Raw genomic sequence first — 24,738 nt, forward strand, 5'->3', positions numbered from 1 at the left:
AGGTTGTGTCACAGTGACGAACGCAACCAAGGGTAACGGCGGTGAAGACTATTGTCCGCAAGCTCGACGACCGATCAGGTGTAGTGACCTTGCCTCAGGAAATGCTGGACAACCTGAACATGCGAGTAGGCGATCAATTCCAGATCATCGAAACCGATGACGGCGTCATTCTAAGACCGGTGAGAAGTGGCGACGTCGAACGGCAGATGCGCGCTGCTCGTGATGTCATGGACGACCAGTATGAGGCCGCTTTGCAAAGGATGGCCAAGTAGACGGGACGTAGCTTGCGTCAGCCATCAGAGAGCTTGACGATTTCCCATTCCTTGCCGTTGACGCTGGCCACGTCGCCAACCTTCTTGCCGAACAGCGCGACCGCCATCGGCGAGACATGCGAGATGCTGCCCTTGGCCGGATCGGCTTCGTCCTCGCCGACGATCTTCCAGTGCACCTTCTTGCCGTCGTCACTTTCCAGCGTGACACCCATGCCGAAGCGGACGACATCGCTGCCGGGTTCCGGCACGGAAAGTTCGGCGTTCTCGCGCCGTGCGGTCCAGTAGCGCAAATCTCGCGACACGACCGCGATGCGCTCGCGGTCGGCCTTCCGCTCCGCCTTCGCCAGGATATCGCGCAAATCGGCCAGATTGTCCTCGATCTGCGCCAGACCGTGCTCGGTCACCAGATTGCGGTGCGTGCTGATCGGCCGCTCGCCAACGCCGGCGATGGCGTTTTCGCTGTCTTCCTCGCGGGTGAAAGCTCTGCTCATTCCTTGAACTTAGGCGCCGAGTGCCTGCTCGGCAAGCCATCGCCTCCGAGAAGAGCTGCCCGAGGTCTGGCATGATTCCTGCGATGCCAGGGCTGAACACTGGGATTGTGTGCCGATGCTGAACAGACGAACGCTGCTGACGCAGACAGCCGGCTTTGCCGTCATGGGCCTCGCTCTCGGCAAGGCGGCGGCCGCCAGCCTGACCGGCATCGAGAAAGCCTCGATGCGCGGCTCGATCAATGCCGCGGAACTCGGCGTGCAGCCCGGTACGTTTGACGACCAGAGCAAGGCCTTCGCCAAGCTGCTGCGCGACGCGAACGGCCGCGACATGCCGGTCTTCCTGCCGCCCGGAACCTATGTCGTGTCCAATCTCTCGCTGCCCGGCCGCCTGCGTCTTTCCGGCGTGCCGGGCGCCACACGGATCGTCTATGGCGGCGACGGCCATTTGTTCATGGCCGAACAGGTCGAGCATATCGAACTCAGCGGACTGGTGTTCGACGGCGCGAACCGCTCGATGGGCGACTACGCGCAAGGGCTGCTCGATCTGCGCCGGGTCGCGCATCTTGTCGTCGACAATTGCCAGATAACCGGCAGCGGCAAGAACGGGCTGGCGCTGGAACATGCGGTAGGCCGGATCGAGCGTTCGGACATATCCGGGGCGGCGGACGCCGGCATCTATTCCGTCGAAGCCGGAGGGCTGGCGATATCAGGCAATACTGTCTCCGATTGCGCGAATGGCGGCATCCTCGTGCACCGCTGGCAAGCAGCGGAAGACGGCACCATTGTCAGCGGCAACCGCGTCGAACGCATTGGCGCGCGCAGCGGCGGTACAGGCCAGAACGGCAACGGCATCAATGCCTTCCGCGCCGGCAATGTCGTCATCTCGGGCAATGTGGTTTCGGACTGCGCCTTCTCGGCGATCCGCGCCAACAGTTCCAGCAATCTGCAGATATCGGGTAACACCTGCTCACGCTCGGGCGAAACGGCAGTCTATTCCGAATTTTCCTTCGAGGGCGCCGTCATCGCCAACAACATCGTGGACGGCGCGGCCAACGGCATCTCGATCGTCAACTTCAACGAAGGCGGGCGCATGGGTGTCTGCTCGGGCAATATCGTGCGCAATCTGTCGACATCAGGCCCCTACACTGCGGACCCGCCCGGTTTCGGCGTCGGCATCGCCGTCGAAGCCGATACCGTCGCGTCCAACAATGTCATCGAGAACGCGCCACTCTACGGCATGTCGATCGGCTGGGGGCCATATCTGCGCAATGTCGTGGCCACGGGAAACATCATTCGCAAGGCAGGCACCGGCATCGTCGTAAGCGTGGTCGAGGGTGCCGGCACCGCCGTCATCTCCGACAATGTCATCGACGGCGCGTTGAACGGGGCGGTCGTCGGCCAGCGCTGGGCCGAGCCGGTCACAGCGGATCTCACCCAGACCAGCAGCAGCGGTTACGCGCACCTGACCGTCGAGCGCAACCGCGTCAGCTGATTGCCACCTGCAATTCAAGGCCGGCGTCGGCCTCAGCGCCCCGACCTTGGCGCCATTCCGGCTTTCGATGGGCGCGTTCGCCAGTTCAAGCAGTTTCGCGGCCAGGGTTTCGTCCGTCCGCAACAGCCTGGCGAGGACGGCGGCGGCGATTGCATCGCCGGCGCGCCCGGCACCATCATCGCATTTGACCGCGATACCAAGGCCGAGTTCGGGAATTGCGGCACAATGGACACCCTCGGCTCCGCCTTTGGCAAAAATCCGTCCGGGAGCGGCTTCCATCAGCAACAGGTCCGCACGGCCGGTGCCCGCGACGAAGAACGGCTCCGCCATGCAGGCCGAAAGCAGCCGCTTCGCGGCCTTCGCCCGCTCCGGGCCAAAGCCGTTTGTCGTCGCCATGCGGGCAAAGCCGAGGGCAAAGCTCCTGAGCGGCACCGCATAGGTCGGGATCGAGCAGCCATCGGTCGCGCGTTCGTGGGCGCCGTGGACAGCGCCGGTGACCGCCTGCATGGCGTCGCGCACCATTTCCTGCAAGGCGTGCCCAGGCTTGACGTAGCCGCGATGCCCGATGCCGGAATGGACGCAGGTGCAGAGGAAGCCGGAATGCTTGCCGGAACAATTGTTGTGCAACGCGTTCGGCAAGCCTCCGGCACGCGCTAGCGCGATCTCGGCGTCATGGTCCGAGGGCCAGTGGGTGCCGCATTCAAGCGCCGACCCGTCCAGCCCGGCCCTGGCCAGCATGGACCGCGCCAGGTCGACATGCGCCGGCTCGCCGGAGTGAGAGGCACAGGCCAGCGCCAGTTCGCGGTTGCCGAAGCCATAGGCATCGGCGGCACCCGTTTCGACCAGTGGCAGGGCCTGGATGGCCTTGACCGCCGAGCGCGGAAACACCGGCCTGGAGGTGTCGCCGATCTCCAGGACCGGCTTGCCGTCCGCATCGAAGACGGCGACGGCGCCGCGATGGGCGCTCTCGACAATGGCGCCGCGCAAAACCTCGATCAGAACCGGATTGGCCATCTCACCTCCCGTGAATGCCGGGGCGGTTTACCTGATCCGATCAAGAATGGAAACGTAGTTGGCGACAGCCGCGCCGCCCATGTTGAAGATGCCGCCCAGTTTCGCGCCCGGCACCTGGATACCGCCGGCTTCGCCGACAAGCTGCATGGCGGTCAGGACATGCATGGAGACGCCGGTGGCGCCGATCGGATGGCCCTTGGCCTTCAGCCCACCGGAGGGATTGACCGGCAGGCGGCCGTCTTTTGCCGTTGTGCCATCCAGCGCCAGCTTGGCGCCCTCACCGGGCTTGGCCAGCCCCATCGCCTCATATTCGATCAGTTCGGCGATGGTGAAGCAATCATGCGTCTCGACGAAGGAGAGATCGTCGAGCGTCACGCCGGCATTCTTCAAAGCGCGGGTCCAGGCCTGCTCGCAGCCTTCGAAGGCCAGGATGTCGCGCTTCGACATCGGCAGGAAATCCTGCACATGTTCGTTGGCGCGGAAGGCTACGGCGCGGCGCATCTTCAGGGCTGTGGCCGTGTCGGCAAGGATAAGGGCTGCCGCGCCGTCTGAAACCAGCGAGCAGTCGGTGCGCTTCAGCGGACCGGCGACGAAGGGATTCTTCTCGCTCTCCTGCCGGCAGAATTCATAGCCGAAATCCTTGCGCATCTGCGCATAGGGATTGTCGACGCCGTTCTTGTGGTTCTTGGCGGCGATCATGGCGAGCGCGTCCGACTGGTCGCCATAGCGTTGGAAATAGGCCTGCGCGATCTTGCCGAAGACGCCTGCAAAGCCGGCCGGCGTCTCGCCGTCCTCGGGCAGATAGGACGCCTTGAGCAGGTTCTTGCCGATTTCGGGTCCTGGCGTCGTCGTCATCTGCTCTGCACCGACCACCAGCACGATGCGGGCAGCGTTTGCATCGATGGCGCGAATGCCCTGCCGGACGGCGGCCGAACCGGTGGCGCAAGCGTTCTCGACGCGCGTAGCCGGCTTGAAGCGTAACCGGTCATCGGCCTGCAGAACCAGGCTCGCGGTGAAATCCTGCGCCGAAAAACCGGCGTTGAAATGGCCAAGCACGATCTCGTCGACCTCGTCCGGGCCAATGCCGGCATGATCGAGCGCGTCCGTCGCCACCTTGACGATCAGATTTTCGAGCGTCTCGCCCTCGAGCTTGCCGAAGCGCGAATGCGCCCAGCCAACGATGCATGCTGTCATGGCGGTCTCCATCCTTGGCGCCAGCCTTTGCCCGTGGCTCGCAGCGCACTTCGCCTTTATTGTTCAAATATAAACATTCTTGCCCGGACCGTGAAGGGCCGCAACCCAACAATCGCTTGGTGCAGGTCGCGTCGGCATCGATTTTTTATTGATTGACGCGTCAATAAAAAATAATCTCCCGCAAAAATCGGGAACAACATGCCTAAAGTCGGAATGGAGCCGTTGCGCCGCAAGGCGCTCATCGACGCGACGATCTCGGCGATCGGCGAGCGCGGCTCGCTCGATGTGACCATGTCCGAGATCGCCGGACGCGCCGGTGTGTCATCGGCGCTTGCCCATCATTATTTCGGCGCCAAGGACGAGCTGCTGTTCGCGACGATGCGGCACATCCTGGCCGAACTGACTGTCGACATGCGGCAGGCATTGCGTTCCGCCGGGACCGCGCGCGAACGCGTCTCGGCCGTGGTCGCCGTCAATTTTTCCGACATCCAGTTCCAGGCGGAGACCATCGCCGCATGGCTCGCTTTCTATGTCGAGGCGCAGCAATCGTCCTCGCTGCGCCGGCTGCTCAGAATCTACGCAAGGCGGCTGCATTCGAACCTGATGAGCGGCTTGATCGGTATCCTGCCCAGGACCGAAGCCGACCGCGCCGCGGAAGCGACGGCGGCAATGATCGACGGCCTCTATATCAGGCGCGCGCTGAAGGATGGCGTGCCCGACGCCGCGACCGCGATCGCGCTGGTCGAGGACTATCTCGAAACCAAACTTAATGCACGTCAATGAGACGCGCTTTAAGTCTCTCTTTTTATGCATGTCGTTGTCCCAAAACCGCGGCGCACTTTTGGGCGACATGCACGAACGGACGGCACAAACAGTGACAGCGAAGCGACCCAATTTCCTGATCGTCATGGTCGACCAGCTCAACGGGACCTTTTTCCCGGACGGGCCGGCGGAATTTCTGCACACGCCGCATCTGAAAGCGCTGGCCGCGAGGTCGGCGCGCTTTGCCAACAACTATACTGCCTCGCCGCTCTGCGCACCGGGCCGCGCCTCGTTCATGAGCGGCCAGTTGCCGTCGCGCACCGGTGTCTACGACAATGCGGCCGAATTTGCCTCGTCGATCCCGACCTTCGCCCATCATTTGCGTGCCGCCGGCTACTACACCTGCCTATCGGGCAAGATGCATTTCGTCGGACCGGACCAGTTGCACGGTTTCGAGGACCGGCTGACCACCGACATCTATCCGGCGGATTTCGGCTGGACGCCGGACTACCGCAAACCCGGAGAGCGCATCGAGTGGTGGTATCACAATCTGGGTTCGGTGACCGGAGCCGGTGTCGCCGAGACCACCAACCAGATGGAGTATGACGACGAGGTCGTGTTCCTCGCGTCTCAAAAACTCTACCAGCTTTCCCGCGAACAGGACGATGCCAGCCATCGGCCATGGTGCCTCACCGTCTCGCTGTCGCACCCGCACGATCCCTATGTCGCGCGCAAGCAATACTGGGATCTCTACGAGCATTGCCAGGCGCTGGACCCGGAAACCGGGTTCATCGCGCATGACGATCAGGATCCGCATTCGCAGCGGCTGTACCATGCCAGCGACTATCCCTCCTTCCAGATCACGCCCGAGCAGGTGCGCCGTTCGCGGCGCGGCTATTTCGCCAACATCTCCTATGTCGACGACAAGCTCGGCGAGCTGCTGGATGTTCTGACGCGAACGCGCATGCTCGACGATACGATCATCCTGTTCTGCTCGGATCACGGCGACATGCTGGGCGAGCGGGGCCTGTGGTTCAAGATGAGCTTCTTCGAAGGGTCGGCGCGGGTGCCGTTGATGATTGCCGGCAAGGGTATTCATGCCGGGCTGATCGAGGCGCCGGTCTCCAATCTCGACGTGGCGCCAACGCTTTGCGACCTTGCCGGCATCGACATCGGGGCGATCGCGCCTTGGACCGACGGGCAGTCGCTGCTGCCGCTGACCCATGGCGGGCAGCGCACGGCACCGGTGCTGATCGAGTATGCCGCCGAAGGGTCCTATGCGCCTTTGGTGGCAATCCGCGAGGGCCGCTACAAATTCGTCCATTGCGAACTCGATCCGCCGCAATTGTTCGATCTCGAAGCCGATCCGCTGGAGCGGAAAAATCTGGCCGACGACCCCGCCAATGCGGCGCTGGTGGCCGCGTTCATGGGTAAGGTCAGGGCGCGTTGGGACATGGCCGGTTTCGACGCCGCCGTGCGCGAGAGCCAGGCACGCCGCTGGGTCATCTACCCGGCGCTGCGCAACGGCGCCTATTACCCCTGGGATTTCCAGCCGCTGCAGAAGGCGTCCGAGCGGTACATGCGCAATCACATGAACCTCGACAATCTCGAAGAGAGCAAAAGGTATCCGCGAGGCGAATGATGACAGACCTTCTCGTTCCCACACTCGACCATCTCAAACAGGCCTATGCCGTCACCTCCATGGCGACCCAGATCACGCCGCTGCTGCAATCGGCGGCGCTGGCCAGGGAAACCGGTGCGGCCCGGGTCTTCATCAAGCCGGAATCGCTGCAATGGGCCGGATCCTTCAAGGTTCGCGGCGCCTATTGGCGGCTGAAGCGGCTTTCGGCCGACGAGGCAAGCAAGGGCGTCGTCGCCTATTCCTCCGGCAATTTCGCGCAAGGGCTGGCCGCGGCCGGCCAGGCGCTCGGCATTCCGGTCACCATCGTCATGCCGATCGACGCACCGGCCGCCAAACGTGACGCGACATCAGGCTACGGCGCCCGCGTCGTGCTGACCGATCATGGCGACCGCGCGCGTGAAGAGGTAGCAGCCGCCAAGGCGCGCGAGATCGCGGAAACCGAAGGTCTGGCCTTGCTGCATCCCTTCGACGATCCCGAGATCGTCGCCGGCCAGGCGGGCGCCGGCCTCGAAGCGCTCGACCAGCTGTCCGCCAAGGACGCCAGCGCCGATCTCTTGTTCTGCTCGGTCGGCGGTGGTGGGTTGATCGGCGGCGTTTCGCTGGCCTTCCATTATCTGTCGCCCGCCACCGAGATCATCGGCGTCGAGCCCGAAGGGTTCAACGGCATGGGCTCGTCGCTGGCGCATGGCTCGATCGAGACCATGCCGATCGGCCCTAAATCGATCTGCGACGGGCTGATGTCGCGCCGTCCCGGTGATGCGCCCTTCGCCGCCGTCAAGACCGCCGGCGTGCGCGGCATCACCGTAGACGATCAATCGGTGCGGCGGGCAATGAAGATCGCCTTCGAGCGGATGAAGCTGGTGCTGGAGCCTTCGGGCGCGGCGTCGCTGGCTGCACTGCTCGGCGGCAAGGTGGATGTCAGGGACAAGACCGTCCTTGTGGTGGCAACCGGCGGCAATGTCTCGCTCGCCGATTTTATGGCGCATATGAACCATGCTTGAAGCGGATTTCGTCATCATCGGCTCCGGCTCCGCCGGCTCGGCGATGGCCTATCGGCTGTCCGAGGACGGCAAGCATTCGGTCATCGTCATCGAGTTCGGCGGCACCGACATGGGGCCGCTGATCCAGATGCCGTCGGCGCTGTCGATCCCGCTCAACATGAGCCTCTACGACTGGGGATTCGCCAGCGAGCCGGAGCCGCATCTGGGCGGCCGCGTGCTGGCGACGCCGCGCGGCAAGGTGATCGGCGGCTCGTCGTCGATCAATGGCATGGTCTATGTGCGTGGCCATGCCCGCGACTTCGATCATTGGGCCGAACAGGGCGCGGCCGGCTGGGGCTTCGCCGACGTGCTGCCCTACTTCAAGCGGATGGAGGATTCGGACGGCGGCGAGGATGGCTGGCGCGGGCATGGCGGCCCGCTCCATGTGCAGCGCGGCTCGCGCCGCAATCCGCTCTATGGCGCCTTCGTCGAAGCGGGCCGGCAGGCAGGGTTTGAACTGACCGACGACTACAATGGCGCCAAGCAGGAAGGCTTCGGCCCGATGGAGCAGACCATTCTGGGCGGCCGCCGCTGGTCGGCGGCATCAGCCTATCTGAAGCCGGCGCTCAGGCGCAAAAACGTGAGTCTGGTCAGAGGCTTCGCACGCCGGGTGATCATCGAGAATCAACGCGCCATCGGCGTCGAGATCGAAGCTCACAAACAGATTCAGGTCGTTAAGGCGCGACGTGAAGTCATCGTCGCGGCATCGTCGATCAATTCGCCCAAGATCTTGATGCTGTCTGGCATCGGCCCGGCCGGGCATTTGCGCGAAAACGGCATTGCCGTCGTGGCCGACCGGCCCGGCGTCGGCGGCAACCTGCAGGACCATCTGGAGCTCTACATTCAGCAGGAATCGACCAAGCCGATCACCCTGAATTCAGTGCTGAACCCGTTCTCCAAGGCGCTGATCGGGGCGCAATGGCTGTTCTTCAAATCGGGCCTTGGCGCCACCAATCATTTCGAGGCGGCCGCCTTCGTGCGCTCGCAGGCAGGCGTCGACTATCCCGATATCCAGTACCACTTCATCCCGGCGGCGGTGCGTTATGACGGCAAGGCGGCGGCCAAGTCGCATGGTTTCCAGGCGCATGTCGGGCCGATGCGCTCGAAGTCGCGCGGCTCGGTGACGCTGCGCTCGCCGGACCCGAAAGCGAAGCCGGTCATCCGCTTCAACTACATGTCGCATCCTGACGACTGGGCGGAGTTCCGCCACTGCATCCGGCTGACCCGCGAAATCTTCGGCCAGTCGGCCTTCGATGCCTATCGTGGAGAGGAGCTCTCGCCGGGCCGCCATGTCCAGTCGGATGACGATCTCGACGTCTTCATCCGCGACCATGCAGAGAGCGCCTACCATCCGTGCGGCACCTGCCGGATGGGCCATGTCGATGATCAATCAAGCGTGGTCGATCCGGAGTGCCGGGTCATCGGCGTCGACGGATTGCGGGTCGCCGACTCCTCGATCTTCCCGCGCGTGACCAACGGCAACCTCAATGCACCATCGATCATGACCGGCGAGAAAGCCTCCGATCACATCCTTGGCCGCACGCCGCTCGCGCCGTCCAACCAGGAACCGTGGATCAATCCGCGCTGGCAGGTGTCTGACAGATAGGCCATGATCCGCCGATAAGCGAGCCGCCCGACAGCCGCGCACCAATAGCTGACGCGCGGGGGCGAAATGATTTGGAGACTTCCCGATGCGCGCCCAGCCCACGGCTTCGCACTATGTCAACGGACGCTATATCGAGGACGAAGGCGGCGCGCCGCTGCCGGTGATCTATCCGGCCACCGGCGAGACCATCGCCATGCTGCGTTCGGCGACGCCGAACGTGCTGGAACTCGCCATCGAGGCCGCACGCGCCGCACAGCCGGCCTGGGCGCGGCTGAAGCCGGTCGAGCGCGGCCGCATCCTGCGCCGAGCCGCCGACATCTTGCGCGCCCGCAACGCCGACCTTGCCCGCATCGAGACGCTGGACACCGGCAAGGCGATCCAGGAGACGCTGGTGGCTGACGCGCCTTCCGCCGCCGATTGCCTCGAATTTTTCGCCGGCGCGGTCGCCGTCTTCAATGGCGAAGCGGTCGACCTCGGCGGACCCTTCGCCTACACGCGCCGCGAGGCGCTTGGCGTCTGCGTCGGCATCGGCGCCTGGAATTATCCGATCCAGATCGCCGGCTGGAAATCGGCGCCGGCGCTCGCCATGGGCAACGCCATGGTGTTCAAGCCATCGGAAAACACGCCGCTTTCGGCGCTGGCGCTGGCCGAGATCTACTCGGAGGCCGGCCTGCCCGACGGGCTGTTCAACGTCGTGCAGGGCTATGGCGATGTCGGCGCGGGGCTTGTCGGGCATGATGTCGTCGCCAAGGTCTCGGTGACCGGCTCTGTGCCGACCGGGCGCAAGGTGCTGTCGCTCGCCGGCTCCAGGATGAAGCACGCAACGATGGAACTTGGCGGCAAGTCGCCGCTGATCGTCTTCGACGATGCCGATCTCGAAAATGCCATTGGCGGCGCCATGCTCGGCAATTTCTATTCGAGCGGCCAGATCTGTTCCAACGGCACGCGCGTCTTCGTCCAGAGCGGCATTCACGACCGCTTTGTCGAGCGGCTGATCGAGCGAACCAAGAAAATCCGCATCGGCGATCCGCTCGACCCTGAAACGCAGATGGGCCCACTGGTCAACAAGGCGCAGCAAGACAGGGTCGTCGGCTATATCGAGGCCGGCAAGCAGGATGGAGCCACGCTCGCCTGTGGCGGCAATGTGCCGTCGCTGCAAGGCTTCCAGGGCGGCTTTTTCGTCGAGCCGACGGTGTTCACCGGCGTCACCGATACGATGCGCATCGCTCGCGAGGAGATTTTCGGTCCGGTCATGAGCGTGCTGAAATTCGACGGCGAGGACGAGGTGATAGATCGCGCCAACGACACCGAGTTCGGTCTTGCCGCGGGCGTGTTCACGCGCGACCTGCCTCGCGCCCACCGCGTCATCGCCGAGTTGCAGGCTGGAACCTGCTGGATCAACGCCTACAATCTGACCCCTGTGGAGATCCCCTTCGGCGGCGTCAAGCAGTCCGGCATCGGCCGCGAGAACTCTCTGGCCGCGCTGGCGCTCTATTCGCAGCTGAAGTCGGTCTATGTCGAGACCGGGGACGTGGCGAGCCCTTACTGACCCCTGCTACTTGTCCGCCGTCCCGTCCAGATACTGGGTCAGCGCGCAGACGAGGTGGTAGAAGATGCTCGCCGGCACGTCCGATGCCAGCGAGCGGCCGCGTTCGTCGATGCGGTCGATCCACAGACCCAGTGGCGCCGGGTCGATGTGCCAGCGGAACAGCCGGCCGACGCGGGCCTCAATCTCCGGCTTGAGATCAGGGCCGCCGGAGCCGTCGAGCGCGATCGCCGCCTTGAGCGCTTCGGCCTGAGGCCAGCTGCGCGATATAAGGTCGAGCGGCAGGCCCTGCCGTGACACGGCCCCGTAGGCAAGGCCGGTGGCGCGGTTGAGGCCATTGGCGATGGCCGAGGCATAGAGTTTTCGGGCAAAGACGCTGAGCTCGGCCTGGCCGCTGCGACCGGCGAAATCGACCAGCAGCGAAGCCCATTCGAAATGGTGGCCGGGTTCGGTCCAGTTCCCCTTCTCCCCCAGGACCGGTTTCCACTCGGCATCGAAATACTCGCCGAGCGTCCAGCTGTCAGGGTCGAAGAAATGGCTGCGGAAGAGATCGATGATGCGTGCCGCGCGACGCAGATGCGCCCGCTCGCCGGTCGCCTGGTGCCAGGCCAAAAAAGCTTCTAGCAGATGCATGTGCGGGTTGGAGCGCCGCTCGCCCGCCCCGTCCGACGTTTCGAGGAAGCCGGTCAAGCGGCTGTCCTCCAGATGCGCATCGAGGAAGGCGAAAGTCTCTTCGCCGAGCCGCAAGGCGTCGGGATTGCCCGACATGTGCGCATGCGCCAACGCCAGCAGAATGCAGGAATGATCGTAGGCGTCCTCGACCGGGTCGGCGACGGAACCGTCGACATTCAGCGTGCGCACCCAACCGCCCCGTTCGGTGCGGCCCTGCCCCGCCATGAAGTCGATACCATGCGCGATCAACCGGTCGGCCGGGCCGGTCCAGCCGCGCGCCTTGGCCACCGCGAAAGCATAGACCTGCCTGGCCTGGGTGCGCATGCGCTTGGGTTTCACGAGCGGCTTGGTGTCGAAACCCAGCGCCTCATGGAAGCCGCCATTGCGCTCATCCACGCCTGATGTCGACCACAGCGGCAAGGTCTCCTGGAACAGCCAGTGATGCACACGCCGCCGCCAGGCGCCGCTTTCGATGACGCGGTCATGCGCCGGCGTGAATCGGGTTTCCAGCCGTCCGGATTTTTCCAGCTGTTCGACGATTTTCTTGACGTGCTGGCTGTGGCTGACCGGGGCAACGAAAGTGGCATCCGCCGTCGAGACGATGGCAACGTCCTTCATGCCGATCGCCGACAGCAGGCGGCCGTCGCTGCGGATATAGGAATTCTCGCAGTCGATGGCGACGACATCGCCAACGACGACATTGCCCTGACCGTCGGCGGGACCGACATCGAGGAGCGATTGCCAGGAGCCGAGATCATTCCAGCGGAAACCGGCCGGCACCATGGCTATGTCTTTTGCCCGTTCCATGATGGCGTAGTCGATCGAGTTCGACGGGATGGCCGTGTAGAGATCCAGCGGCATATAGAGGCCGGAGAGATCCGATGTCGCCGCCTTGTAGGCGGCTTCGGTCGTGCGCCAGATATCGGGCTGGAACGCAGCGAAGGCGTCGCGCATGGCTCCGGCCCTGAACAGGAAGATGCCGGTGTTCCAATAGAAATTTCCCGCCTTGAGATAATCATTTGCCGTCTCGAGGTCGGGCTTCTCGACGAAGCGCGAAACGTCTGATACCCCGTCCTTCTCGGCCGAGACCTCGATATAGCCGTAACCGGTTTCGGGCTGGGTCGGCTTGATGCCGAACACCACCAGGCGGCCGGCGCGCGCCGCCTGCGATCCCGCTTCGATACTTTGCCAGAATTGCCCCGCCGTCGCTATTTCATGGTCGGAAGGCACCACCAGCACCAGGCTGTCGCCGAATTCCGACAGGGTGCGGAGCGTCGCCAGTGCGACGGCGGCGGCGGTGTTGCGTCCCGCGGGCTCGAACAGCGGGCCGCCACCGGCAAGATCGAGACCGGCCAGGTCGGCATGGACACGCTCGGCGTGACGCTCCGAGGCGATCAGGAAGATCGGCGTCTCGCCAGCAGGTCTGGCCGCCAGGCGGCGCAAGGTCTTGGCCAGCATCGAGCCGTCACCCGACAGATCGTGGAACTGCTTGGGATTGTCCTCGCGCGACAGCGGCCATAGCCGAGAGCCGACGCCGCCGCTCATGACAAAACTGACGATCCGCTGGCTCATGGATATCCCGTCAAAAAGTCTGGTTGTAGGCGCCGACCTCCGGGCTGCGGCGCAACACGGCGTCGACGGCCTCGAACATCTGGCGACGCCGCTTGGACGATACCGGGCTCTCCACCACCACGACAAGTTCCGGCTTGTTGGACGAGGCGCGAACCAAACCCCAGGTGCCATCCTCGGCAACGACGCGGACCCCGTTCACGGTGACGAGCGCGGCGATTTTTTGGCCGGCGAACTCCACGCCTTCGCGCTGCATCGCCTGAAAATCGGCAACCACCCTTTCGACGACGCCGTATTTCACCTCGTCGGCGCAATGCGGCGACATGGTGGGGGTACCGAAGGTGAGCGGCAGGGCGCGGTAGAGATCGGCCATCGAACGGCCTGGACTGCGGTCCAGCATCTGGCAGATGGCGATTGCCGTGACCAACCCGTCGTCATAACCGCGCCCGATCGGCGGGTTGAAGAAGAAATGACCTGACTTTTCGAAACCGGCGACCGCGCCGAGTTCGGCAACGCGGCGCTTGATGTAGGAATGGCCTGTTTTCCAATAGTCGGTAACGGCGCCATTGGCGCGCAGCACCGCATCGGTGTTGAACAGTCCAGTCGACTTGACGTCGACGACGAAGGTCGATCCCGGATGCAGCCGCGAAATATCCCGCGCGAGCATGACCCCGATCTTGTCGGCAAAGATCTCGTTGCCTTCATTGTCGACGACGCCGCAGCGGTCGCCGTCGCCATCGAAGCCCAGGCCGACATCGGCCCCTGTCTCCAGAACCTTGTCCCTGATGGCATGCAGCATCCGCATGTCTTCCGGGTTGGGATTATAGCGCGGGAAGGTGTGGTCGAGTTCGACATCGAGCGGGACCACGTCGCAGCCGATGCGCCGCAAGGCTTCCGGGGCAAAGGCGCCAGCAGTGCCGTTGCCGCAGGCGACGACCACTTTGAGCTTCCGCATGACGCGTTTGCCCTCGGTCAGGTCATCGAGATAGGTGGCGCGAAAATCGCGGATGAATTCGTAGGATCCGCCGCCTGTAAGATCGAAATCGCCGGCGAGCACGATCGCCTTCAGCGCGCTCATCTCCTCGGGCCCGAAGGTCAGCGGCCGCGCCGCGCCCATCTTGATCCCGGTCCAGCCATTCTCGTTGTGCGAGGCGGTGACCATGGCGACCGACTGCGTCTCCAGCGCGAACTGGGCGAAATAGGCCATCGGCGACAGCGCCAAGCCGATGTCTTTCACCCGTGCGCCGGCCGCCATCAGTCCGGACACCAGCGCCAGCTTGATGCCAAGCGAATAGGACCGGAAATCATGCCCGGTAACGATGTCGGATCCGGCGCCGAGACGCCGGATCAGCGTGCCAAGGCCCATGCCAAGCGCCTGGACGCCGATCAGGTTGAGTTCCGGCGGCACCGCCGACCCGGGATGGCCGAACCACCAGCGCGCATCATATTCGCGAAAACCGGATGCCTTGATCAGCGCCGCGGTTTCGAACTCGAAGCTGTTGGGCAAGGCTTCGCCAACGATTTTTGGGGGCAAGATTTGAGAGCTCCAGGCGGCGCAAATACGATCTATCGAGGCAGCGGCTTAGCACACAAGGCTTTAGACCGCGTTTATCCCAGGTTGGAAAACCAAGCTTTGCGGCAATGCCCGACGAAAGCGGGCGAAATGCGACAGAAGTGCTGCCATTGCCGCTTGCAGGAATGAGGTGTGGCGGCTATAAGCCCGCCGTCTGGTCACGGAGTGTAGCGCAGCCTGGTAGCGCACCTCGTTCGGGACGAGGGGGTCGCAGGTTCAAATCCTGCCACTCCGACCAGTGTTTCCAAGGCATTCATTGCCTTCCCGAAAATCCACGGCAACGAATGCGGCAACGATTGGGAAATCACTGCCGTACCCTTCCCGCGCGCCCGCTTGTAAAGGCGTCACCAACGTCTCCCTGATGATCGGGGTGATGATGGCCATAGGTCTTTTCCAGTGTCTCTTTCGTCATGCCGAGGTAGCCGGCAGCTTGCCACATATCGACGCCTGCCTGCATGAGCCAGGTGGTTGCGGTATGCCTCATTGTATGACGGACGATACCTTTGCCATCATCGCCCAGCACATCATCCACTAGGTTGCGGAAGGCTCGCTTGGGGTCTGCGGGCCGCCCTTGATACTCAACCACGTATTTCGCCCCCAGCCTGTGCCAGCGGCGTAGATGGGTCAGCAACCGGCCAGGCAGGCGCACGGGTGGCGCTTGTTTGTTTGCGGCGACGTGCTCATGGTCCGCGGCGCGATAGTAGACCCCGGCCTCCAAGTCGACGTACGGTCTGCCTGGCTGCCTAATAAACGAAGCCTGCCAGACCCGCGACGATCGGCTGCCCGTATAAAGCGAAGTAATGAGAAATCGAGCAACATGAAGGGTTGCCTTCTTTTTTGTGGCAACCCCGCGCTGGACCTCCCTCTTGCGGTATGCCGCCCGAATAAGCTTGGCCATGTCGCCACGGTTGAGGTGAGTCACTCTTCCCTTGGGCTTAGCAGGTAACGTCACAGTCACTGCGTGCCGTGTTACTTTGTCGGCGATTGCGGTACGGCAGGCAGCGCGTAGATCCTCGAGTTCACGTCTGGCCATCGTCTGCGATGACCTTTGCTTGACATAAGCGGCGCAGGTGCTCGTGGTGATATCGTCCAGCGTCTTGTCACCCCAGAAGGCGAGCAGCGCTTTCGCTCTTGCTGCCAGTTCCTTGGGTCGGCGCGCTCCGTCTTCTTTCAAGAGAAGGTAGTGCGCTATCACCTCCGCCACTGAAACCTCCGACGCGGCGCGATGCTTTTCTGTCGGCTTTTCTAAGAAGCGTTTGGCGATGTGCTGGGCGAGCGCTTGCTCAGCCTCTGCACGATCATGTTGGCCGCAGCCAGTGCTGTATTGCTTTCCGTCGAGGATGATCCAGACGGCTTCCCTGTCCTTGCCGCCAGGCCTGAGCCAAAGCCGCGCTGGTTTGCGGGTACGAGACATTTTTGCTTCATCTCCTCAATGGCGGCAAGCGTGGTGAAGTCCTTGTTAGCAATGCGCATGATTGTCAGGCGCCCTCGCCCCGCTTCAAGTCGAAGCCCGCTGACAGTCATTCCGCCGAGGGGGAAAGCCAAGGGTAAGGCGTCTGCTAGGCGCACGGGGGCGTCTGGCGGGACGTTATCGTTCGCGGCCTTCATTGTTCCTCCCAACTTCCCTGCGCTCGGATGGATATGTATTGTCCAGACCGCAATTTCCCCAGTTCAGGCTGCCGCCTGAAGGGCCGTTTCGATGGCGTCAAGTTCGCCGTCTACCGCATAAACAAGCTGGTGCAGCATGAGGCTATCGCGCTCGTCGGCCGCGATCGTGCTGGCCGACATCAGGATGGCGCGGAGCATACTGCGTGCCGTTTGGAAATGGTCTTCGGTGTCGGTGATGTTAAGCATGTTTTGGACTCCTCGTTGTAGTACATTGCGCAACAATGCATTACATACCCGACGCTAGCCGTCAACGTAAAAATGCATTACATTGCATGACATCACAGGAAAGGGAATTTTCATGGCCAAATCCACAACGCCAGCCAAGTCGGCCAACCTAGCGCTTCGGTTGCCGCCCGTGATCAAGTCCGCCTTGGCCAAGGCAGCAGCAGCAGACCGACGCTCGGTGAGCGGGTATGTCGAAAAGGTTTTAGCAGATCACCTTGTGGCCGAAGGCTTCCTATTCGAAGGCGGATCCAAACCCAAATAAGGGCGCGCCCCTATTCTCAAATTCAGGGCGCGCCCTGACTGCGAAGCGTCGCTGTCGGCCCGTCGAAGCCGGCTTGCCCGATCCGGCAGGCCAGTGCCACCATATCATAAGAAACCACAGAGCCTATAGGCGTTTACGCAAGTTTCAGCAAAGTACAAATTGCGTAAACGCCTAGCTCATCATTCCGTGTAGACTCCATTCTAGTTTTATGGAATCTAGCTCAAATGAGCGATATTCACGCGCAAACTCTGCTGGGCACCATCTACACCGCAAAGGAGGCCGCAGAGCGCCTCCGCATGACGCAGCGCGGCGTTATTACGCTCGGTAAGCGGTACGGTTGCTGCTCGGTTCACGGTGACCGAAGAGTCTTGTTTTCAGAACAAGATTTGCTCGACATTTGGCAAATCATCCGTGCGCCTGCCACTGCAGAGAAGCGTGCAACGGCCAGTGCCATTGCGTTCTATACGTCTGACGCTTCCTACAAGGATTTGCTCCGCACGGAGCAACGAAAGCGCGACGAGAAGCGGCGCCTCCGAAAAGAACGCGAGGTTGCTGAACGCGAGAAGCGGCTGGAGGCAAAGCGTCAGGCAACGCGCGCAAAACTTGATGCTCGTGTCGCCAAGCGCGAGGCCAAGACACAGGAGTTGGCTGCGAAACGGGCAGCGCGATCGGTGCTGGCTGCCGAGTTGGACCATAAGAACCGCGACCCAGCCTACTGGACCGAAGAGCGGAAGCGCGCGCTTCGGCAAGAGCGTGTGGCTCGGATGCGCGACGGTTCCCAATGAACGAAATTCGCACCGTCTCCAACATCGCGCTCGACAAGCTTCCATTGTTCGCCAGCGATTTGGAGATCGCAGTGGCCATCGTTGGAAAGCAAAACGCGTCACGATGGAAGCGCGATATGATTCCCATTCTTGAACACAAGGGTTTTCCGCGGTTTGACAAGGTTCATCAGGGGCGGCCCGTGCACCTCGTCAAACTGTTCTACGCCGCCTACCACAGTCCGGAAATCAACACCGCCCAATACCGACTGGACGCTGTCCGTACCGAGGAGAGTCGACGCGAAGAGGAGGCGCGGTGGAAGGAAATTCAGCAACGCAAGGCAGACAAAAAGGCGCAAGCCAAAGCCAACGCAGACGCTTGGGCTGAAAAGAAACGCAATGCATTAGAGGCATACCGGGCGAAAAAAGCTGCTGAGGCCGCCAGTGTGGGATCCTGATTGCCCTATTTGCCATAGCACCGTGCGCCGGGAACTTCCTTGGGAAGACCATGGATGCGGCGAGTGCAAGAGATGACAGCCCTAGTCGACGCCTTAATTGTGTATCGGTGGCAACTCTGGATTGACATTATCTGCCATCCGCACACAGTGTGCGGCGGGTTTGGGAGGCTTTTACATGGAAGTTCTTATTATCGCAGTCCTCATCGGACTGATACCTGCGGCCATTGCCAGGTCGAAGGGCAAATCGTTTGTAGCATGGTGGATATACGGGGCGGCACTTTTCATCGTTGCCTTGCCCCACGCGCTATTAATGCGATCTGATCAAGGCGCCATTGAAAGTAAGGCACTCTCAACCGGTATGAAGAAATGCCCCAGCTGTGCAGAACTCATCAAGAGTGAAGCGAAGGTCTGCCGCTACTGCCACAACCCGGCGTGATGAGATTTGGACACGAGCAGTACAAGAATGAAGTGGATGGTTGCTGCAGTTGTAGCTTGTGTAGCCGCCCTTGGCATCTGGCTCGGCGGCATTAGGATTATCGTGATCCAGCCAATTGGCGCGATACCGCAGGGGGTCACAGTGGTCGTAGCTGGTATCAACGCCAACATTGTTGATAGTCCCGATGCTATGTGCCAACGGATTCAAGGAGGGGTTAGCCTCCTATGCCGGGGCATGATGGCTGGAGCAATCGCGAAAGAGGGGAAGATCCTTCTTCGCCTGCCCTATAGCGAAATTCTGTTTCGACTGTCCGGCGCGCCTTACTTAGACCGATAGCTCCTTGCTGGCTACCCAGCAGGAGGAGGCCTTACCGGCCCGGTAGTGTTCCACTTGATAAACTCCCTCCTTCCCTGTGACCTCCCGCACAGCGTTCAACAGCACCTCGTGCAGGAGGCGGGTAGCGCGATAGTGGTCGCAGTGCGGCGATATGAATGGTTTGATGATGCTCAAGTGCAGAGCCTCGGCCGCCACCAGAAAGAGCTCGATTTCAGCCTGCGATAGCTGCTTTGACGGTTTTGACTTTGCCATTGCGATCTCCGTTAGAAATCGCGCACCTAAGGAATATAGTCCTACGATGTTTGGCAGGTGTAAAGGCCGGAAGCGCCTTGTCCACATGAAGAACGCACAGGGAACAAAAACCTTGTGGGAAAAACCAGCCACAGCGGGCGGCGGACGCTCATTGCCTGTAGATTAGTGGCATTGGCTAGGGTTTGCGGCGTCCTCGGCCAAGAGAAACGGCCGCAAACCCTGCGTACCAGTTGGCTCCCCGGAGAGGGCGAGGAGGCAGTTAGCGCTGCCTCCTCGTTCCCGTTTCGGGTGGAACCATATTGGTTACAAGTTGCGATTTTCGCAACGGTCTGAACGCGATGATCACAACATTAGTCGCAACTACCGTTGCAATTTCATCGCATCGGCAAATCAGGCTACTTCCGCGATCACGCCACTTGCCAGCCAATCGCCCGGCGCTACATCTGCCCAGCGGCGGACCTTAGCGGACCGTCTGGCCGGCGCTCATTTTAACCCCAAGCCCCCCGCCCAAATGAGCGCCGGCGACTTTATCCAGACAGCGGCACCCGATATGGCGTCTCATAATCAGCCCACGCGATCAGGCCTAACGTGCTTCGCACCGGCTTGCTTGTGGCTGGGAGATAGGTACATTGGTCAATGTATCTGCGGTATTCTAGCAAGATGGGGTATTTGCCATGCGAGGCAGCATCATAATTCTTTGCGTGGGCGTTTTAACGACACTTGGCACGGCATTCACTGCAGCCAACGCGGCTCAAATGAAAGACTTTCTTGGAGTTTGGATCCCGCAAGGAGATAGCTGTAGTGCCACCAAAGATGGCGGCGAATATCAAGGTTTCACAATAAAGAAGAATGACCTTGAATGTGGCTGGGGCTGCGTTTGTGATGGCTTCAAGGCGAAAATTGCCGGCGACAAACTCAGCATTGCTGCCTTGTGTACCGCAGAAGAGGAAGGAAAAGCCAAAATCACCATTTCGGCAACGTTTTTAAAGCCGCATCAGATCATGCTTGGTTTTGATGACGTCGCTCCGGAGATTTATAAATACTGCTCCGGAAATTGACTACTGATCTTCTCCTGTGACGGTGCACGGAATAGATTTTGATTTTGGTAAATTCAGGCTGCCCTCCCAATCATCAACGCTCCAATTAATATATTCTGACATCCGATTTGTGTCATTGTTCAGATCAAACGCCACCTGTATCTGCTGTAAATCATCAGATTCATAGTTGAAGAAATAGTTCGTTCCCCCGTGCCCATCATAGTGGGGAACGCCAACGCTTTCGGCGCGCACCTTCTTTCCATCTACGTACAAAACTGATTGGCCGTCTTCTACTGGGATGTCGGCATCGTTAACAATGCCCAGATGTGCGTGTTCGGGGCCCTGATCTCTGTGTGCGCCACAAGCGATCTTTATTGGATTTGCCGCGCAGGGGAGACAAATCAAAGGCGCCACAAGCATAGCGATTATCGGGGCCATAAAGGTACGGTACACGGGGAGATCCTTTTCGAATGAAGCCAAGTGGGACGTTGGTCGTCGTTTCCCAAGATATCTTCAAGCAAACATGCACCTTTTAGCTTTTTAGTCGAGTCGGCAACTGCCCGCCTCATGCCATCCCCCGCTGCTTGGCTTCCCGCAACGCCTTGACGACGCGTGGCGTGAACTCCTTGTCGAACTTCTTCAGGGCGGCCGTTATTTCTTCGCCAGCGCCTTTTTGCGCTCCTTTTGCGTCTATCACTGGCGCAAACGTAACGTGCGTGTCGCCGGTCTTAGACGGTGCACTTATCGACGGCATACTAGGCGCACCGATAGCCTGACCGCGCCGCATAGCCTCCACGGCCGACACACCGCCGAGGCGGCTGATGTCGTCCTGACTGAAAACCACCTCGCCCTTATGGACGATGCCGGCGGGCTGCTTCTTGCCGCCGGGGCCGGTGTAGCCGCCAGAGTCGTAGAGGCCGCCAGTGCTGTTTAGTGAGCCGCCACCGGGAAAGACGTTGCTGGATCCGCCACCGCCAAAGATGGCACCCAAGATGCCACCAAGACCGCCTCCACTGCTTGCCGAGTTGGCCTGCATGATCGAGTCGATAAGATCGTTTTCAATCTTGTCGATGATCTTGTCGAGCGCATGCGTCGCCGTGTCGGCGAACGTTTTCCAGCTAAGTTTGCCGGACTCTAACGCTGAGCGCAGGTCGTCAAACGCACCTTTCAGCACGTCGCGCTGCAACTGCTGGATTTCTTGCGCCTTGCGTAGTTCATCAGCCTGGCGCGCGTAGGCGGCCGACACCTCGTCAATCGCCTTGATCTGTGCCGGCGTTAACTGCGCATTTTGCCAGTCAGCATCGCCCTTCTTACGAGCCTCTTCGCGGACCTGCTTCAGCGCGGTTTGCTCGAGTTGCAGGCTGATCTGGCGCTTTTGCTGCGCCTCATAGGTAAGGCCCAAACTGGCCTGCTCTTGAACTAACGCAGCAGTTCGATCTTGAATGGCCTGCAGGTCGTTGTCGAACTGGTCGGCTGCGGTTTTTGGAACGGCATGAGTGCGCGGCGTGCGGACTTTCTTCGGCTTGTTGGGATCGATGCCGGAATCGTTGTCGTAACCGAAGCGACGCCACAAACCGAGTTGGTCATTGAACGACGCCTGTGCGCGGTCCAAAGACCCCTTGCCGCCGATCGCGTCGCCTCTCGCGCCTTCGCCGCTGCCCAGCCGTGCCATGTCGGCCAGCATCGCCTTCAACGCACCGACCGCTCCCTGCGCGTTTTCCGCTGCAGTCTCAATGTTGGCGAGTTGCGCGGCCGTGTGCGCTGTGTCGATTTGCTGTTGGGTCAGCTGGCCCAACGCAACCGACAAGTTGTCGATCTCTTCACGTCCGCGCGCTGCCGGATCGATAATGCCCGAGATTTGATCGGCAATCGGCCTTAGGCGGCCTGGATCTGTTGCCGCTATCTGGTCAAGCGACTGCTGAAAAGCGTCGAAGTCCGGCTTGCCGGCCCTGATCTGCTCGCGCAGTTTGTTGATTGGCTCGGCAAACGCGGCGAACTTCGTCTTGACAGCATTTAGGTCGGAGTCACCAACCAAACCTAGCTGCTCAAGAATCCCGAATCCGCTGTAGCCGCCGTTATCCGACAGTCCAGCCTTGGCCTGCTTTTCGGCAGCAGCAACGGATTCCCTAAGCGCAGCCAGCGAACGACGCTGCGCGGACTCAAGCGATGAAATAGAGCGGCGCGCGTAATCTTCCGCGCCATCGCCTGCAATGCCGTAGGCGTCGCGCAGCGCCTTAATGGTCTTAGCGTGCTCTGCCAATGCGTCATCGACGGTTGCGACAGTCTTGCCGCTTATGGCCTCATAGGCGACGAACGCAGCACCCGAAGCCACGACTGCAGCAGTGACCCATGGAAACTTGGTGACGATGCCAAGTGCCATGTCACCGACGCCCTTAAGCGCCGCGGTAATGCCGCCCGGCTGCGAGGCGACGAAAGACAGATGCGACAGCTGACCCGTAAGCGCTTGCGCCGGAGATACGCCTAGCGCCAACTGCTCGCCTACTGACCGCACACTGTGCAGCATTGCCTGCATACTGGCGCTGGTGCCACCGGCCGCATGTCCAGTTTTATCTAGGACGCTAGCTGTGTCCGCCAGAGCGCCCTTCCACTCTTTCACTTTCGACGCGACGGGCAGACCGACCATCTCGTTGATACGTCGTTGCACGGGCGTCATCGATGCGTCGATGCTCTTGCCCATGCCGTCAAATTGTTTGGCGATTCCGCTTGTTGACGCGGTGATCGAGTCGCCAAGCTGCCTAAGTTGGCGTTTGATGGTAGTAAGGTCGGTGGAAACGCTAATCAGAAGGTCGTCGGTCTTGTCAGCCATTGCGGACCTCCGATGCCATGCCCTCAAGGAGTGCCGACCAAGGCTGCTTGGTCGGCATGCCGCGGAGAAGCGACTTGGCGCCGGCAAGCAGGCTGGCGATGACGTAGCCTTCCGAAAATCCGCGGCTGCGTAGCGCTTCGATGTGGCCGGCCGTAGCGGCCGAGGATATCGCGTTTTCTAATGCGTCGAGGAGCGCTTGGTCCGGGTCGATTGTGCGCGCGCGGGTACGCGGCACGCGGGGCGCTTGTTTGGTGGCCATTGGGGTTTTCCTTTGTGAAGAAGGTTGCCTGTGGAAAGCGGGCATACCGAGCGCTGTCACTGCGCGCTGCTTGTGAATCAGATATCAGTAGTGGTGATTGCCGGCGGCAACCTGCGTTCTAAGCAGCTTTTGGCTGTACTCGCACGGTGCACGGCACAGCAATGAAGTTGTGCCGGAGTGACGGAACTTATCCGTCTTAGAAAACAGGGAGACGTCAACATGTCGTTGAAGTCAAAAGTAGTGAGCGTTAGGGCGTACTTTCGTACGCGCCTCGGCCGGCTGGAGCATGTCTGTGCTCACTTCCGGTCTTGGCCTCGCCAACTCTCATTCGACTTTTAAGCTTGGCCTCGTGAACTAAGCTCGCCGCCGGCAATCACTTCTTATCAGCCAAATCCTGAACGGAGGGCCTACCACAGGTGGCAAATACAACATCGAAAATCATAATTCTCACGGTAGTGGTTTTCCTGATTGTGAGTCTCGTATGGCAATCACTCGACGGTTTGTGCACTCCCGTTGCCCTTTACGCTGCGTGCCGCCTTGCGGGGCATTTCCATTGGACCTGGTTATATGACTATCAAACTCTACTTACGGGCGTACTTGCCCTTGGCGGAGCTTGGTGGGGTGTGCGAGCAATCAACCTGCAGATGAACCAAGAGGCCCAAGCTGAGGCCGACCGCTTGTCTAGCCGTAGAGCAGCAGCCAGGGCGACTTTACCCCTGTCATTAAGTTTGCTCTCTGAGTACGCGGAAGAATGTGCTCTAATACTCAAAGAATTGCTAGATAAATGCGTCGATGGATCGCTCCCTCGAGCGATTGAAGTTAAAGAATTTCCTACACCGCCAGCAGAAGTTATTCAGGCTTTCAAGGAGATGACTGAGGTGTCTCTTCCTGCGGACAGGGAGACCCTTGCCGCGATTCTGACCAAGATTCAAATCCAGCGATCGAGAATAAGATCAATACCGCCAGAAAGACGACCACTGGAGATGATAATCGCCGCCACCAATCTCGAGGAGTACATTCTTGATGCTGCGGAAATCTACGCCCGCTCCTCTGCGCTATACGAATACGCGAGGCGCAAATCCGAAAAGATACCAAGCCCTATTATTTCAGTCGACGCCCAAATGAGCGCGCTCAATAACCTAGGAATATTCGACGGGTTGCGCGACAAGTTGGTTGCCACGCTGAGAAGGCGAAATCCCAACGGATGACTCTCATCGTGCAATCCCCCGCATCGCGGCCTCAACTAGCACCGCGCTGGAGCCAATCCCCCGCACGCAAGTTCGACTCGCCGCAATGAAGTTGAGTGCGGTGCGCGATGAGTTTTTCGATACCCCCGTGACGATG

22 protein-coding genes, 1 tRNA gene and 2 pseudogenes are annotated in these 24,738 nt (G+C 61.0%); 14 read left to right on the forward strand and 11 right to left on the reverse strand.

Going from position 1 to position 24,738, the window contains the following annotated elements; translation table 11 throughout:
* The first annotated feature begins 41 nt into the window (after positions 1 to 41).
* On the forward strand, positions 42 to 272 hold the full coding sequence (locus LB564_RS21575) for an AbrB/MazE/SpoVT family DNA-binding domain-containing protein (protein ID WP_224540783.1): 231 nt from the start codon (positions 42 to 44) through the stop codon (positions 270 to 272).
* 17 nt (positions 273 to 289) lie between these two features.
* On the opposite strand, the gene greA is transcribed toward LB564_RS21575, so the two are convergent.
* Positions 290 to 763 (reverse strand): transcription elongation factor GreA, encoded by a 474-nt coding sequence (gene greA, locus LB564_RS21580; protein ID WP_224540785.1) that lies wholly within the window; start codon positions 761 to 763, stop codon positions 290 to 292.
* A 115-nt stretch (positions 764 to 878) separates the two neighbouring features.
* Here greA and LB564_RS21585 point away from each other — a divergent pair, with 115 nt between their 5' ends.
* A complete protein-coding gene (locus tag LB564_RS21585) occupies positions 879 to 2,255 on the forward strand; it encodes a TIGR03808 family TAT-translocated repetitive protein (protein ID WP_224540787.1) in 1,377 nt (458 codons plus the stop codon).
* Positions 2,256 to 2,267: 12 nt separating this feature from the next.
* Here the strand turns inward: LB564_RS21585 and LB564_RS21590 are convergent.
* Positions 2,268 to 3,269 (reverse strand): annotated as a pseudogene (locus LB564_RS21590) (asparaginase); the annotation flags it as partial.
* Between the two features lie 27 nt (positions 3,270 to 3,296).
* Positions 3,297 to 4,463 (reverse strand): acetyl-CoA acetyltransferase, encoded by a 1,167-nt coding sequence (locus LB564_RS21595; protein ID WP_095791453.1) that lies wholly within the window; start codon positions 4,461 to 4,463, stop codon positions 3,297 to 3,299.
* 198 nt (positions 4,464 to 4,661) lie between these two features.
* Between LB564_RS21595 and betI the strand changes: the two genes are divergently transcribed.
* The 5 genes from betI to betB all read left to right on the forward strand — a co-directional run bounded on the left by betI (position 4,662) and on the right by betB (position 11,062).
* Complete coding sequence (betI, locus tag LB564_RS21600; protein WP_224540788.1) at positions 4,662 to 5,246, forward strand: choline-responsive transcriptional repressor BetI; 585 nt, start codon at positions 4,662 to 4,664, stop codon at positions 5,244 to 5,246.
* Positions 5,247 to 5,337: 91 nt separating this feature from the next.
* Positions 5,338 to 6,867 carry a choline-sulfatase gene (gene betC, locus LB564_RS21605; RefSeq protein ID WP_224540790.1) on the forward strand — a complete coding sequence of 510 codons (1,530 nt, stop codon included), beginning with the start codon at positions 5,338 to 5,340 and terminating at the stop codon, positions 6,865 to 6,867.
* Positions 6,867 to 7,868, forward strand: a complete 1,002-nt coding sequence (locus LB564_RS21610; protein ID WP_411910191.1) for a threonine/serine dehydratase — start codon at positions 6,867 to 6,869, stop codon at positions 7,866 to 7,868. The genes betC and LB564_RS21610 overlap by 1 nt, the downstream gene beginning before the upstream one ends.
* Positions 7,861 to 9,513, forward strand: a complete 1,653-nt coding sequence (gene betA / locus LB564_RS21615) for a choline dehydrogenase (RefSeq protein WP_224540794.1) — start codon at positions 7,861 to 7,863, stop codon at positions 9,511 to 9,513. The genes LB564_RS21610 and betA overlap by 8 nt, the downstream gene beginning before the upstream one ends.
* Before the next feature lie 85 nt (positions 9,514 to 9,598).
* Positions 9,599 to 11,062: a betaine-aldehyde dehydrogenase gene (gene betB / locus LB564_RS21620; protein WP_224540796.1), complete on the forward strand. Its 1,464-nt coding sequence runs from the start codon at positions 9,599 to 9,601 to the stop codon at positions 11,060 to 11,062.
* 6 nt (positions 11,063 to 11,068) lie between these two features.
* On the opposite strand, the gene LB564_RS21625 is transcribed toward betB, so the two are convergent.
* Both LB564_RS21625 and LB564_RS21630 read right to left on the reverse strand, forming a co-directional pair.
* A complete protein-coding gene (locus LB564_RS21625) occupies positions 11,069 to 13,303 on the reverse strand; it encodes a mannose-1-phosphate guanylyltransferase/mannose-6-phosphate isomerase (RefSeq protein WP_224540798.1) in 2,235 nt (744 codons plus the stop codon).
* A gap of 10 nt (positions 13,304 to 13,313) precedes the next feature.
* The gene (locus LB564_RS21630; protein WP_224540800.1) at positions 13,314 to 14,834 is read right to left on the reverse strand and encodes a phosphomannomutase/phosphoglucomutase; all 1,521 of its coding nucleotides are present in this window, start codon (positions 14,832 to 14,834) and stop codon (positions 13,314 to 13,316) included.
* Positions 14,835 to 15,034: 200 nt separating this feature from the next.
* Between LB564_RS21630 and LB564_RS21635 the strand changes: the two genes are divergently transcribed.
* Positions 15,035 to 15,111 (forward strand) — tRNA-Pro (locus LB564_RS21635).
* Between the two features lie 66 nt (positions 15,112 to 15,177).
* On the opposite strand, the gene LB564_RS21640 is transcribed toward LB564_RS21635, so the two are convergent.
* Together LB564_RS21640 and LB564_RS21645 are read right to left on the reverse strand one after the other, a co-directional pair.
* On the reverse strand, positions 15,178 to 16,287 hold the full coding sequence (locus LB564_RS21640) for an integrase (protein WP_224540803.1): 1,110 nt from the start codon (positions 16,285 to 16,287) through the stop codon (positions 15,178 to 15,180).
* 257 nt (positions 16,288 to 16,544) lie between these two features.
* Positions 16,545 to 16,727: a hypothetical protein gene (locus LB564_RS21645; RefSeq protein ID WP_224540806.1), complete on the reverse strand. Its 183-nt coding sequence runs from the start codon at positions 16,725 to 16,727 to the stop codon at positions 16,545 to 16,547.
* 112 nt (positions 16,728 to 16,839) lie between these two features.
* On the opposite strand from LB564_RS21645, the gene LB564_RS21650 reads away from it, so the two are divergent.
* The 4 genes from LB564_RS21650 (at position 16,840) to LB564_RS21665 (ending at position 18,683) form a co-directional block, all read left to right on the forward strand.
* Entirely contained in the window at positions 16,840 to 17,028 is a 189-nt protein-coding gene (locus LB564_RS21650; RefSeq protein WP_224540808.1) for a hypothetical protein, read from the forward strand.
* A 224-nt stretch (positions 17,029 to 17,252) separates the two neighbouring features.
* Positions 17,253 to 17,813 carry a hypothetical protein gene (locus LB564_RS21655; RefSeq protein WP_224540810.1) on the forward strand — a complete coding sequence of 187 codons (561 nt, stop codon included), beginning with the start codon at positions 17,253 to 17,255 and terminating at the stop codon, positions 17,811 to 17,813.
* The gene (locus LB564_RS21660) at positions 17,810 to 18,247 is read left to right on the forward strand and encodes a hypothetical protein (protein WP_224540812.1); all 438 of its coding nucleotides are present in this window, start codon (positions 17,810 to 17,812) and stop codon (positions 18,245 to 18,247) included. The genes LB564_RS21655 and LB564_RS21660 overlap by 4 nt, the downstream gene beginning before the upstream one ends.
* A 175-nt stretch (positions 18,248 to 18,422) precedes the next feature.
* A complete protein-coding gene (locus LB564_RS21665; protein WP_224540814.1) occupies positions 18,423 to 18,683 on the forward strand; it encodes a hypothetical protein in 261 nt (86 codons plus the stop codon).
* A 347-nt stretch (positions 18,684 to 19,030) separates the two neighbouring features.
* On the opposite strand, the pseudogene LB564_RS21670 reads toward LB564_RS21665, so the two are convergent.
* Positions 19,031 to 19,271 (reverse strand): annotated as a pseudogene (locus LB564_RS21670) (hypothetical protein).
* Positions 19,272 to 19,945: 674 nt separating this feature from the next.
* Between LB564_RS21670 and LB564_RS21675 the strand changes: the two are divergent.
* Positions 19,946 to 20,329: a hypothetical protein gene (locus tag LB564_RS21675; protein ID WP_224540818.1), complete on the forward strand. Its 384-nt coding sequence runs from the start codon at positions 19,946 to 19,948 to the stop codon at positions 20,327 to 20,329.
* Here LB564_RS21675 and LB564_RS21680 read toward each other — a convergent pair whose 3' ends face one another.
* From LB564_RS21680 to LB564_RS21690, 3 genes are all read right to left on the reverse strand, one after another.
* Positions 20,330 to 20,761, reverse strand: coding sequence for a hypothetical protein (locus LB564_RS21680; RefSeq protein ID WP_224540820.1), 432 nt, complete (start codon positions 20,759 to 20,761; stop codon positions 20,330 to 20,332).
* Between the two features lie 112 nt (positions 20,762 to 20,873).
* Entirely contained in the window at positions 20,874 to 23,135 is a 2,262-nt protein-coding gene (locus LB564_RS21685; protein ID WP_224540822.1) for a hypothetical protein, read from the reverse strand.
* Positions 23,128 to 23,394: a hypothetical protein gene (locus LB564_RS21690; RefSeq protein WP_224540823.1), complete on the reverse strand. Its 267-nt coding sequence runs from the start codon at positions 23,392 to 23,394 to the stop codon at positions 23,128 to 23,130. The genes LB564_RS21685 and LB564_RS21690 overlap by 8 nt, the downstream gene beginning before the upstream one ends.
* 416 nt (positions 23,395 to 23,810) lie before the next feature.
* Here LB564_RS21690 and LB564_RS21695 point away from each other — a divergent pair, with 416 nt between their 5' ends.
* On the forward strand, positions 23,811 to 24,602 hold the full coding sequence (locus tag LB564_RS21695) for a hypothetical protein (RefSeq protein WP_224540825.1): 792 nt from the start codon (positions 23,811 to 23,813) through the stop codon (positions 24,600 to 24,602).
* The last annotated feature ends 136 nt before the right edge of the window (positions 24,603 to 24,738 follow it).

Origin of the sequence: Mesorhizobium sp. ES1-6 (assembly GCF_020164775.1) — a bacterium.
Taxonomy (GTDB): Bacteria; Pseudomonadota; Alphaproteobacteria; order Rhizobiales; family Rhizobiaceae; genus Mesorhizobium.